This is a genomic window from Collinsella sp. AM44-11, from assembly GCF_003467145.1.
In the GTDB taxonomy this organism is placed as follows: domain Bacteria; phylum Actinomycetota; class Coriobacteriia; order Coriobacteriales; family Coriobacteriaceae; genus Collinsella.
In genome coordinates this window covers 186,149-198,435 of sequence record NZ_QSFE01000002.1, presented here as the reverse complement: position 1 = coordinate 198,435, position 12,287 = coordinate 186,149, and the positions used below count along the sequence as shown (strand labels likewise).

Genomic DNA, 12,287 nt, shown 5'->3' with positions numbered 1-12,287 from the left:
GCGGTCAACTAGGGTATTGTAGTTGTCCCGGGCGCGGTGCCAATAGTTGCCTATGGTAAACTATCATCTCGCCATAACTCAGTAACCTCGAGCCGCACAACGCGGCCCGTCCAAGGAGTAGCATATGAACGTATCGCAAGCACTCGAATACGAGCGCCAGCCGTTTATCCCCATGTTTATCTACGGCGACCACGGCGCCATGGAGTCCGAGCGCCAGAAGGGCGAGGAGGCCCTCAAGGTGCTCGAGACCGAGTACTTTACCGCCGAGGGCGACCCCGGCTTCGACTTTGCCACCGTGCGCGACCTGGCCGACCGCAACCGCGACCTGTGCGACCAGATTGGCGAGGCGCGTCTGCGCAACGTGACGCCCGCGACGCTCTCGCGCGGCCTGTCCGATGCCGACACCTGCGCCGCCATCGGCAAGATGCAAAAGCGCACCGCCGCGTCCGTTATGCGCGAAATCCGCGGCGACCGCGACGCGCTCGGCGTGGCCTACGCCCGCAAGCCCATCCAGGGCACCGTGCTCGGTATCGACATCGAGACCACCGGCCGTGCACCCGAGCGCGGCTATATCATCAACGTGGGCTGGGAGATCATGGAGCTCACCAGCGACGCCGTCCCGCATGACGCCGAGGCACACTACTGCGGCCTGCCCGACATCTACCGCGGCGAGGATGTGCCGTTGTCGAATATCCACCACATCACCTGGGACGACATCGACGGCAAAAAGCCGTTCCGCGAGAACAAAGAGCTGCAAAAGCAGCTGCTCAAGCTTATGAAGAAGTACCCGTACATGGCACACAATGCCGCCTTTGAGGACAGCTGGTTCAAGATCCACCTGGACGGCTACGCCGAGGCACGCCGCGCCGGCAAGATCATCGTCATCGACTCGCGCCAGATCTGCCGCAGCCTGGACGCCGACGTGCGCTCGCTCCCCCGCGAGTCCGCCCCAGCCGCGCTCGAGAACTGGGCGCGCCGCCGTGGAACCCTCGCCGCCGACGCCAACGAGCAGCACCTGGGCTTGGACGACACCGACCTCATGCTCCGCACCGTCCAAGCCGAGTTCAACCTCAAGAACCTATTCGCGAAATAACCGATCCATCTGCGGGAGCGCCTGCCAGGCACAGCGCAATCCGTCTGGGCACACCGGCACGCAGTAAACTAGGGCGCAGCCTTATGGCTGCACCCTAGTTTTCATCAAAACGAGCAAATACGCGTGCTTCACATAGTCGGCAGGTTGGCCCACCTACATTTTTCGAGTTGTTCGGCCAGCTGAACCACTAGTCAAGGCCCCTTGAACCGCAATCGAGCGCTATAGTCGCCCCAATTTCGCAACCAAGCCCTATAAATCTACCTGAATCAATTCGAATAGGACGTTGCGATCGCACCATTCGTATAGGATAAGGCCGAATAACTCAAATTATGTTGGTGAGGCATCTGAGCGGTCGGCAAAAACGCTTAGAAGCTACGAATCCGCAACTAAAGTTCACCAAAATGGGGCAGCCGACAGAAACCTCCCCAGCCGAAGCTGCCCCCCCTCAATACGACAGCTCAAAAACCCACCGTTCGCAGAAGATAAGCCGCGCCCCAATACCGTTGCCCGAAGTTTCGAGCGTATATGGCGTCCGCTATGCCATCATGCGCGTATGGGAATCGTTCTGTCACATACCACGGCACGCGCTGTATACCAAACAGTCAACTCGCTCGCAAGCCACGCGACCGATCCCATATCTATGGAAAAGATCAAGGTGTCTGCGCCGACCACGTCCAACCTGGAAGCGGCGCGAGCATGGCTCAACAGAAAGAATGTCGATTCTGAAAGCATCCATGTGCTGACGTTTTCCAATAATGCCAAAAGGCACCGCAAGGGCTGCATCTGCCACTGCACGCGCTATACGTTTGATGCAGAAAGCTACCTAGAACTCGAGCCGAACGTCTACATCGTCGATATCAAGCTGTGCGCGTTAGAAGCAGCAGCCGACCTCAACCTTTCGGAGCTCGTTGAGTATTACTTTGAAATCTGCGGCTCCTACGCGCTTGGAACGTCCGACGAAACTCAATATCGCGAGCGCCCAGCCCTAACCAGCGTTGAAGAGCTCAGAGCCTTCTTTTCAGAGGCATCGGGGTATCGTGGATCTAATAAAGCACTTAAGGCACTTTCTTATGTACGCGAAGGCTGTCGCTCCCCACTCGAAACGGCGTTTGTCATGATGCTGACAATGCCCAAGTCAATGGGTGGCTTAGCCATACGCGCTATCAAAACGGACTATCCGATCCCAGTCCCCAAAAGATACGCCGCCCTAACGCGACGGACGGTTTTCTACCTCGACGCGCTGCTCGAAAATTCGATGACCGATATCGAATACAACGGCTTTTACCACGACGAGCCCGAACAGCAATCAATTGACGAGGAACGCCGAAACACGCTGCGAAACATGGGATATGCCGTTATCACAGTTAGTCGTCATTCGTTTTTCAAGCAGTCCGCTTTTAGGCGGGTCATGGAAGCGATTCGCATTCGCGAGAAGATATGGCCCGGTCGACTCCCGGATAACTTCGCCATCCTGCAAGAAACTCTTCGTCAATTTGTCTTGCGGCGCTACTTCGAATACGGCCGCCGCGTCCTGGAGACACTCAAAGAAGAAGAGGCCGCCAAGCGCGAAATTGCAAGCCAATATCCGCAAGCTGATGACCCGAGCATCAACGATGTGCCAGAACCCGACGACATGCAACACGTCGGGGCCCTTGCTGAGGAAATCAATGGGCCTTGGGAATGCGACATGTTCGCAAAAATCGATGAAAACCGCACGGAAGACGACACGATTATTGATCTAATTGAGAATTCGCTCTTCTAAAGGCGATCTCTGCGGATGTCCACCTACATTTTTCGACTTATTCGGCCACCGATGTGCCAGATTGGCTGCAGCAATGCTCAATATAACTTTAGATAAAACTGATTCTGCAGGAACTCCCGTAGAGGAAGAACTGATTCTCGCTGTATTTAACACGATAAAGTACAAATATGAACAGTCCTAAAGCTTCTCAAGGTGGCTTTCTTAGCATGCTGGCCGAACATCTCGAAATATGTTGGCGAGCATTGCGTCGATGTCTCCCAACCCGCAGAAAATCGCAGAGGCGGCAAGCAGTCATCGAAGTTAACGTAAATTGTATTGACATATGAACATGCGCTCATATAATCGGAAGTAATTTATATGAGCGCATGTTCATATGAAAGGATGTTGCAATGAGCAGCCACGCTGATGAAACAAAGACTGGCATCGAGGCCACCGAGCCGATCGTCCCCACCACCTGCTCGCCCGAGGACCTTCCCGACGAGGAGCTGTTGTACGACCTGGCCGACCTGTTCAAGGTCTTCAGCGACACCACACGCATCAAGATCCTCTATGCCCTCATGGGCCGCGAGCTCTGCGTGGCCGACATCGCCGAGGCGACCGCAACCTCGCAGTCGGCAGTATCGCACCAGCTGCGCACGCTCAAGCAGTCGCACCTGGTCAAGTTCCGTCGCGACGGCCGCAACATCCTCTACTCGCTTGCCGACGATCACGTCTACACCATGCTCAACCAGGGCATGAGTCATATCTGCGAATAGCAACCAACCACGGTACCAGCGCGGCCTGCACCCAAGCCGCAAAACAGGGAAAGGAACCCACCATGAAAAAGCAGTTTAAGCTCGACGAGATCGACTGCGCCAACTGTGCGCGCGAGCTTCAGGACGAGCTGGCCAAGCTCGAGGGCGTCAAATCCGTGTCCGTCAACTTTATGACCCAGAAGCTGACGCTCGAGGCCGATGACGCCGAGTTCGACGAGATACTCAACCGCGTTGTAGAGTTTACGGCCGACGCCGAGCCGAACTGCGAGATCATTCTCTAGCCCAGGTTTACGCCAACCTGCAAGGCCGCGCTTGCCGCGGCCTTTGCTCGCGAAATTATATGAGCGAGTGTTCATACATTCAAATGGGAGGATACGAGTCATGGCCACCGCCGACCCCAAGAAGAAAAAGAAGAAGCGTAAGAAAAAAGAGTCGCTCGAGCATAAGCGCAACCGCATCCTGGTAGCGCTGGGCATTTTTGCCGTGGTGTACGCCCTCGATGAGCTCGGCACCCTCGCCGCCGCATTCGGCACCCCGGGTAACATCTACGCCAGCTTCGTGCTGTTCCTGGTGCCGTTCCTAATTGCCGGCTACGACGTGCTCCAGAAGGCGTTCAACAACATCCGCCGCGGCAAGGCCTTCGACGAGAGCTTCCTCATGGCCGTCGCGACCATCGGCGCGTTTGCCATGGTGCTCTTCCCCGATACCGACCCGCACATGGCCGAAGGCGCCGCTGTCATGCTGTTCTACCAGGTCGGCGAGCTGTTCCAGGCATACGCCGTGGGCAAGAGCCGCAAGTCGATCAGCGCCATGATGGACATCGCACCCGACTACGCCAACGTCGAGCAAGCCGACGGCACACTCGAACAGGTCTTTCCCGATGACATCGCCGTCGGCACCGTGATCGTGGTCAAGCCCGGCGAGCGCGTGCCTATCGACGGCGTCATCGTCGAGGGCGAAACCCAGCTCGACACCGCCGCGCTCACGGGCGAGTCAGTCCCCCGCCCCGCCAAGTCCGGCGACGATATCATCAGCGGCTGCATCAACATAACGGGCCTCATCCACGTGCGCACCACCAAGCCGTTTGGCGAGTCCACCGTCGCGCGCGTCCTGGAGCTCGTGGAGAATGCCAGCGAAAAGAAGGCGCGCACCGAGAACTTCATCACGCGCTTCGCCCGCGTCTACACCCCCGCCGTCACCGGCGCTGCCGCGGTGCTCGCGCTCGGCGGCGGCCTGGTCACCGGTGCCTGGTCCGACTGGATTCTGCGCGGTCTGACCTTCCTAGTCGTCAGCTGCCCGTGCGCGCTCGTGATCAGCGTGCCGCTGAGTTTCTTTGGCGGCATCGGCGGCGCGTCAAAGCTGGGCGTTCTCATCAAGGGCTCCAACTACCTCGAGACGCTCGCCGACGTGGACACCGTCGTCTTCGACAAAACCGGCACCCTCACCAACGGCACGTTCTCGGTCGTCGCGGTGCACCCCGAGGCTGGCTATACCGAGCAGTCGTTGCTCGAAGTCGCCGCCCTTGCCGAGTCGTTCTCCGATCACCCTATCGCGCAGTCAGTGCGCGCCGCCTACCAGGGCGAGCTCGACCCCAAGCGCGTGACAGATTCCGCCAATGACGCGGGCCACGGCGTGACGGCGATCATCGACGGCAAGCATGTCGTCGTCGGCAACGCCAAGATGCTCGCCACGGCCGGCGTTGAAGCGCCGGACTGTGAGGTTGTCGGCACGATCCTCCACGTGCTCGTCGATGGCATCTATGCCGGCCACATCGTGATTGCAGACACCATTAAGGCCGATGCCGAGCAGACGATCCGCGACCTGCACGCCGCTGGCATCAACCGTACCGTCATGCTCACAGGCGACCGCGAGGAAGTGGCTGCGTCCGTTGCCGAACAGTTGGGGCTCGACGAGTTCCACGCGCAGCTGCTGCCGGGCGACAAGGTCGAGCGTGTTGAAGCGCTGCTCGCGGCCGAAAGCGGCAAGGGCAAGCTCGCCTTTGTGGGCGACGGCATCAACGATGCGCCCGTGCTCACCCGTGCAGATTTGGGCATTGCCATGGGCGCCATGGGGTCCGACGCCGCGATTGAGGCCGCCGACGTTGTGCTGATGGACGACAAACCGTCCAACATCGCCCGCGCGATCCGCGTGGCGCGCAAGACCATGATGATCGTCTGGCAGAACATCATCTTTGCGTTGGGGATTAAGTTGCTGATCCTGGTGCTCGCGGCGCTCGGCATCGCCAATATGTGGCTTGCCGTCTTTGGCGACGTGGGCGTGGCGATCATCGCCATCCTGAACGCCATGCGCGCGATGGGTGTCAAGAACCTGTAGCGCCTGTGGTCCCTCCGGCCGGGGCCGGGCTTGGTTTTGAAAACGTCCTCGCGCATGAGGCCCGTCTTTCCTGCTCCTGCGGGGCAACGGAAAGACGGGCCTCGCGCTGCGGAATGTTTTCAAAACCAAGCCCGGCCCCGGCCTGCGGTGACGTTGCTGGCGGTTCTTGGGCATCGCTTGCTGGCGGGGTTCCTTGTCTGAGTTGGACTTGGTTGGCGGGGCTACTGGTCCCGGTCGCTGTCCCGTCCCAGCATCGCCCTCAGCTTCTCAAAGCTTTCCTCGCTCAGGCAGTGCTCCATGTGGCAGCCCTCTTGCGACGCGACCTCAGCCGAAACACCCGCATCCTCCAGCAGCCCCACGAAAAAGCAGTGGCGCTCCCACATTTGACGGGCAACCTCAAGACCGCGTTCCGTCAGATGCACGTCGCGTTTGCCCATCTCCACGTAGCCGGTGCTCTCCAAGGCCGCCATGGCTTTAGAGACGCTTGCTTTGGTTACGCCCAAGTATTCGGCAACGTCGATCGAGCGCACGATGCCCTGACGTTCCGATAGAACGTAGATCGATTCGAGATAGTCTTCTCCGGATTCACGCAGGGCCATGGGCCGCCTTTCGCGATGGCTTCTAGTTAGCCTTTGGATACTTTTGCTTGATTTACTTTACCGCAAAAGTTGCCCATGTCTTACTACTTTGCCTAAAAGTTAGCCGTGTTTCACAAAACGTGCGGGACGAAAACAAAATGGGGACGCCCCGCAAGGAGTGTCCCCAGGCGCCGGGTGCCGGTCCGCAGTTACATCAGCCCAAAGTGCTTGGCGGCGTTGTAGATGCCGTCGTCATCCACGGCGGTCGTCACATAGGTCGCTGCAGCTTTCACGGTCTCCTGCGCGTTGCCCATGGCCACACTTGTGCCCACGGCCGAGAACATCGACAGGTCGTTCTCGCCATCGCCAAAGGCAATCGCCTCGCTCGCGTCGACACCCAGGCGCTCCAGCGTCGCCGCCACGCCCAAGTCCTTACCGCCGTTGGCAGGGATAATATCGCAGAACAGATCGCACCAGCGCGTAGTGAGCGAATGCGACACGGCATCGGTCACGATATGCTCGTCGGCCGGGTCCACAAAGGCGCAGAACTGGTAAACCGGCGCGTCAAAAGCGTGCTCAAACGGCTCCTTGTGGTAGACGATTCCCGCGTTGCTGCCGGCCGTCACCACGCGCTCGGACAGGCAGTTCACAAACGAGTTCTCGCCCTGCATGCACAGCGAGTCGTAGCACCCCTCGGCCACCTGGTCCACAATCACCGCAACGTCGTCCGGGTCAATCGGGCAGCTACGGTAGACGCCCTCGGCATCAAAGCAGTGCTGGCCCGAGAGCGTAATGTACGCATCCCAGCCCAAGTCGAACAGCCAGTCCGGCATCTGGTAGGTCGGACGGCCCGTGGCGATCACGCACGCGATACCCTGCTCATGAAAGCTGTCGAGCACCTGCTGCGCCGACGCCGGAATCCGATGCGTTTTAAAGCTCAGCAGCGTGCCGTCGATATCGAAAAACGCGGCTTTGATCATCCTCGTTTACTCCTCGCCCTCGAGCTTTTCGCTCGCCTCGAGCCACGCCATCTCCAGCTCGTCCATGGCGGCATGGGCCTCGTCGATCTTTGCCTGCTGCTCGCCGAGCGCCGTGTAGTTGGTGGGATCGACCTGGGCCATCGCGGCCTCGGCCTCCTCCACGCGGGCGCGCTGCGTCTCCATTTTGCGCTCGAGCGAGCTCACCTCGCGGCGGAGCTTCTGGCGTTCGGCGTTGGAAAGGCCATTGGGCTGACCGCTCGTCTTGGGCTTTTCGGCCGCAGCTGCCGCGGCACCGGTGTCGAACGTGCCGGTCTTGGCACTCGGCGCACCCACGGGCTCGCCCTCGGCCGTGGCATTGCACAGGCGCAGGTACTGGTCGACGCCGCCGGGCATATGCGTCAGATGACCGTCAAGCAGCGCCCACTGCTGGTCGGTCACGCGCTCCATCAAGAAGCGGTCGTGCGTCACCAGGATCAGCGTGCCCGGCCAGCCGTCGAGCAGGTCCTCGACAATCGCCAGCATGTCGGTATCCAAGTCGTTGCCCGGCTCGTCCAGGATAAGCACGTTGGGCTCGTCCAGGATCGTCAGCAGCAGCGACAGGCGACGGCGCTGGCCGCCCGAAAGATCGCCGATGCGGCTCCAGAGCTGCTGCGTCGTAAAGCCCAGGCGCTCGCAAAGCTTCTCGGGCGAGGTCTCCTTGCCGTCGATGACGTAATACTTCTTATAATTGCTCAGAACCTCGCGGATCGTGTCACCCATGTAGGGCTCGAGCTCCTCGAGCTGCTGCGACAGCACGCCAAAGCGCACCGTCTGGCCGATCTTCACGCGGCCGCGCAGGGGCGCGATCTTGCCCTGGATCACGTCGAGCAAGGTCGACTTGCCGGCACCGTTCTCACCCAGCAGACCATAGCGGTCGCCCGCGCCGATAAGCCAGGTCACATCGGAGAGCACCTGCTTGGGCGCGCCGTCGGCATCCGCATAGCCGGCGTCCACGTCGATCACGTCGATAACCTGCTTGCCTAGGCGGCTCACGGCAAGACGCTTGAGCTCCAGCTCGTCGCGCACGGGCGGCACGTCGGCGATGAGCTCGCGGGCGGCCTCCACGCGAAACTTGGGCTTGGTGGAACGGGCCTGGGCGCCACGGCTCAGCCACGCGAGCTCCTTGCGCGCCATGTTGCGACGGCGTTCCTCGGTAACCGCGGCCATACGGTCGCGCTCCACGCGCTGCAGGATGTAGGCCGAGTAGCCGCCCTCGAAGGGGTCGACTTGGCCGTCGTGGACCTCCCACATGCTGGTGCAGACCTCGTCCAAGAACCAGCGGTCATGCGTGACCACGAGCATGGCGCCCTGACCGCGCTGCCAGCGGGCCTTTAAGTGACGCGCGAGCCAGTTGATGGTGCGCATGTCCAGGTGGTTGGTGGGCTCGTCGAGCATGAGCACGTCGTAGTCGCCGATCAGCAGGCGCGCAAGGTCCACGCGACGGCGCTGACCGCCCGAAAGCTCGCCCACCGTGCCCTCCCAGGGCACATCGCTAATGAGGCCAGCCAGGATCTGGCGCGTGCGGGGGCTCGAGGCCCACTCGTACTCGGGCGTGTCGCCCACAACGGCATGATGTACGGTATCGGTGTCGACAAGCTGGTCCTTTTGGCCGAGCAGTCCGATCGTGGTGCCGCGGCGGTGCGTCACGCGTCCGTCGTCGGGTTCCAGCGTGCCGGCGAGCACGCTCAGCAGCGTCGACTTGCCGTCGCCGTTTTTACCGACAATACCAATGCGGTCGCCCTCGCCCACGCCGAGCGTCACGCTATCGAAAATATGCTTGGTGGGAAACTCTAGGCTGATGGAATCGCATCCCAAAAGAATCGCCATATGCCCTGCTCCTTCGTAGAAATTCAACGTTGTCCATGATAGCAGCGAGCCCCACCCCAAACCACTACGAAGGCGCCTGTCCCCTTTGTGGTGGTCGTTTCGGTCGCAGAGCAAAAAGGCGGGCCATCTCGCAAAAGAGATGACCCGCCTCTCCAATCAGTCCCACGGCAACCATGGCCGCCGCGGGCCTCAAGCATGTCCCGGACTAGGAGAACATGCCGGTGAGGTAATCATTCAGCCGCTTATCCTTGGGCCGTTGGAAAATCTCATCGGTCTCGTCGTACTCGACCATATCGCCCATGTAGAAGAACGCCGTGCGGTTGGACACACGCGACGCCTGCTCCATGTTGTGCGTCACGATGACGATGGCGCGGTCGGCCACGATCGACGACATCAGGTCCTCGATCGCCAGCGTCGAGATGGGGTCGAGCGCCGAGCAGGGCTCGTCAAACAAGATCACGTCGGGATTGAGCGCCAGCGTGCGCGCGATGCACAGGCGCTGCTGCTGACCGCCCGAAAGCGCGTAGGCGCTCTTGTCGAGCTTGTCTTTGACCTCGTCCCACAGCGCCGCGCCGCGCAGGCTCTCCTCGACCATGCGGTCGAGCTCGTCACGGTCGGTGATGCCGTGGCGCTTGGGCGCAAACGTGATGTTGTCGCGAATGGACTTGTGGAACGGGTTGGGCTGCTGGAACACCATGCCAATGGAACGGCGCAGCTCGTAGGTGTTCTCGGTCTTGGTGTTCACGTTGCGGCCGCGGTAGTTGATCTCGCCCTCCACGCGACAGCCGCGAATCTCGCGATTCATGAGGTTGAGGCTGCGCAAGAAGGTCGACTTGCCGCAGCCCGAAGGCCCGATGAGCGCCGTGATCTCGCCCTTGTGAAAGTCGAGCGACGTGTCGTGCAGCGCATGATGGTCACCATAGTACACGTTGACGTCCTTGGTGGAGAGCACGACCTCGTCGCTCACGGCCTTGCCGCTCACGCGAACACGTTTCTCGCTCTCCCCCACGCTCGACAAAAAGTCCTGGGTGTCGGACGATGCCGCCTCGGTTGCGGGCGTTACATTCATCTCGCTCATTCGGCCGTCATCCTCCTTGCCAGTTGCTTGCCCACGATACGGGCAACTACGTTAAACAGCAGCACGCAAATCATCAGCAGTGCCGCGGTGCCCCAGACGATCTGCTGGGCCTCAGGGCTGCCCTCGCCATAGATCTTGTAAATGTGCACGGCAAGCGACTCACCGGGACGGAACACGTTCCAGGCGCAGGTGGGGCTCGACAGGTTAAAGCTCAAGAAGTTCAGGCGAACCGGCGAGCTCATGCCCGAGGTAAAGAGCAACGCCGCGGCCTCGCCAAACACACGGCCGGCCGAAAGCACGATGCCGGTCACGATGGCGGGCATGGCCTCGGGAATCAGGATGTGCAGCGTGGCCTCCCAGCGGGTGAGGCCCATAGCCAGGCACGCATCGCGCTGGGCCTGCGGCACGTCCTCGAGCGCCTGCTGAATCACGCGCACCAGGATGGGGATGTTGAACATGGTGAGCGCGACGGCGCCGGAGATGATGGAGTACTTCCAGCCCAGCTGCACCGAGAACACCAGAAAGCCGAACATGCCCACGACGATGGAAGGCAGCGAGGACAGCGTTTCGATGGCGGTGGAGGCGATGTCGCGGATGGGCCCATCGGGCGCGTACTCGACCAGGAAGACCGCGCCGCCCAGGCTGATGGGCACCGAGATGATCAGGGTAATCAGCAGCAGATAGAACGAGTCGAACAGCTGGTAGAGCACGCCGCCCTGGGTTCCGTTGGCGCGCGCGGGCTGCGTGAGAAAGCCCGGCTGGAACAGCGTCGAGATTCCCTCGAACAGGATATAGGCCACCATGGAGACGACGATGAGCATGACGATGGCGGCGATCGCCGTCAGCACGCCCGTGGCGATGCGGTCCTGCTTTTGGACGCGCCCGAGTCTCGTCTCGTCGATATGGATGCGCGTGCTAGCCACGAGCCTTCGCCCCCTTGCGGCCAATGAGATGGATGATCAGGATGAAGATGAGGCTCATGCCCATCAGCAGCAGACCGAGCGCCCACAGGACGTCGTCCTGGGCCGAACCCTCGGCATAGACCGCCATGGATGTGGTGAGCGTGGTGGTAATGGTCGAGGCCGGCGACAGCAGCGACGTCGGCATGGCCTCGATGCCGCCAATAACCATGCGCACGGCAAGCGTCTCGCCAAAGGCGCGGGTCATGCCAAGGATGACCGCGGTCATGAGCGACGGCATGGCAGACTTGAGCACCACGTGCCAGATGGTCTGCCAGCGGGTGTAGCCCAGTGCGAGCGAGCCCTGACGGTAGCTGTCGGGCACGGCGCGCAGGCCATCGACCGAAAGCGTGGTCATCGTCGGCAGAATCATGACTGCCAGCACGATGGCGCCGGGCAAGATTCCCAGACCCGTGCTCACGTGGAAAACGCTCTTCATAAGGCCAACGACCACGTGAAAGCCAATCAGGCCAAAGACGACCGAGGGAATGCCGGTCAAAAGCTCAATAAGCGGCTGAAAGACCTTGGAGCCAAACTTAGGCTGGATCTCGACCGCAAAGATGGCAGAGCCGATGGCGATGGGCAGCGCGATGAGCGTGGAGAGCACCATGACCGCAAACGAGGTGACGATCAGGGGCAGGGCGCCGGTGTAGGGCAGGCCGTTTTCGGCTGTGTTGGCCAGGTCCCACTTGGTGCCGGTGAAGAACTCGACGATTGAAACGCCGTCCTTGAGAAAAGCCGAGAGGCCCTTTTGGGCGACCATAAAGATGAGCGCGGCAACGACAAGCGTCACGAGCGCTACGCACGCGCCCGTGACGCCCAGGCCCACGTTCTCAAGGTCGCGCTTTGGCAGCTGTTTTGCCATTGCAAACCTTTCCGGGG

At 60.8% G+C, this 12,287-nt stretch carries 11 protein-coding genes; 5 read left to right on the top strand and 6 right to left on the bottom strand.

Features of this window, described 5'->3' with window-relative positions; translation table 11 throughout:
• Nucleotides 1-124 precede the first annotated feature (124 nt).
• The 5 genes from DW943_RS02250 (at nt 125) to DW943_RS02230 (ending at nt 5,944) form a co-directional block, all read left to right on the top strand.
• On the top strand, nt 125-1,093 hold the full coding sequence (locus DW943_RS02250; RefSeq protein ID WP_089572078.1) for a DNA polymerase III subunit epsilon: 969 nt from the start codon (nt 125-127) through the stop codon (nt 1,091-1,093).
• A gap of 640 nt (nt 1,094-1,733) precedes the next feature.
• The gene (locus tag DW943_RS02245; RefSeq protein ID WP_117817598.1) at nt 1,734-2,855 is read left to right on the top strand and encodes a hypothetical protein; all 1,122 of its coding nucleotides are present in this window, start codon (nt 1,734-1,736) and stop codon (nt 2,853-2,855) included.
• Nucleotides 2,856-3,244: 389 nt separating this feature from the next.
• Nucleotides 3,245-3,610, top strand: coding sequence for a helix-turn-helix transcriptional regulator (locus DW943_RS02240; RefSeq protein ID WP_055252065.1), 366 nt, complete (start codon nt 3,245-3,247; stop codon nt 3,608-3,610).
• A 62-nt stretch (nt 3,611-3,672) separates the two neighbouring features.
• Nucleotides 3,673-3,891: a cation transporter gene (locus tag DW943_RS02235; RefSeq protein WP_117862056.1), complete on the top strand. Its 219-nt coding sequence runs from the start codon at nt 3,673-3,675 to the stop codon at nt 3,889-3,891.
• Between the two features lie 100 nt (nt 3,892-3,991).
• On the top strand, nt 3,992-5,944 hold the full coding sequence (locus DW943_RS02230) for a heavy metal translocating P-type ATPase (protein WP_199572732.1): 1,953 nt from the start codon (nt 3,992-3,994) through the stop codon (nt 5,942-5,944).
• A gap of 221 nt (nt 5,945-6,165) precedes the next feature.
• Here the strand turns inward: DW943_RS02230 and DW943_RS02225 are convergent, their stop codons facing one another.
• From DW943_RS02225 to pstC, 6 genes are all read right to left on the bottom strand, one after another.
• Complete coding sequence (locus tag DW943_RS02225) at nt 6,166-6,543, bottom strand: metal-dependent transcriptional regulator (protein ID WP_089572084.1); 378 nt, start codon at nt 6,541-6,543, stop codon at nt 6,166-6,168.
• A gap of 188 nt (nt 6,544-6,731) precedes the next feature.
• A complete protein-coding gene (locus tag DW943_RS02220) occupies nt 6,732-7,502 on the bottom strand; it encodes a Cof-type HAD-IIB family hydrolase (RefSeq protein ID WP_117862055.1) in 771 nt (256 codons plus the stop codon).
• Between the two features lie 6 nt (nt 7,503-7,508).
• Complete coding sequence (locus DW943_RS02215; RefSeq protein ID WP_117862054.1) at nt 7,509-9,368, bottom strand: ABC-F family ATP-binding cassette domain-containing protein; 1,860 nt, start codon at nt 9,366-9,368, stop codon at nt 7,509-7,511.
• Nucleotides 9,369-9,573: 205 nt separating this feature from the next.
• Entirely contained in the window at nt 9,574-10,446 is an 873-nt protein-coding gene (gene pstB, locus DW943_RS02210) for a phosphate ABC transporter ATP-binding protein PstB (RefSeq protein ID WP_117862053.1), read from the bottom strand.
• Nucleotides 10,443-11,369 (bottom strand): phosphate ABC transporter permease PstA, encoded by a 927-nt coding sequence (pstA, locus tag DW943_RS02205; protein WP_117862052.1) that lies wholly within the window; start codon nt 11,367-11,369, stop codon nt 10,443-10,445. Before pstA ends, pstB begins: the two co-directional genes overlap by 4 nt.
• The gene (pstC, locus tag DW943_RS02200) at nt 11,362-12,270 is read right to left on the bottom strand and encodes a phosphate ABC transporter permease subunit PstC (RefSeq protein ID WP_117862051.1); all 909 of its coding nucleotides are present in this window, start codon (nt 12,268-12,270) and stop codon (nt 11,362-11,364) included. Before pstC ends, pstA begins: the two co-directional genes overlap by 8 nt.
• Nucleotides 12,271-12,287: the final 17 nt, after the last annotated feature.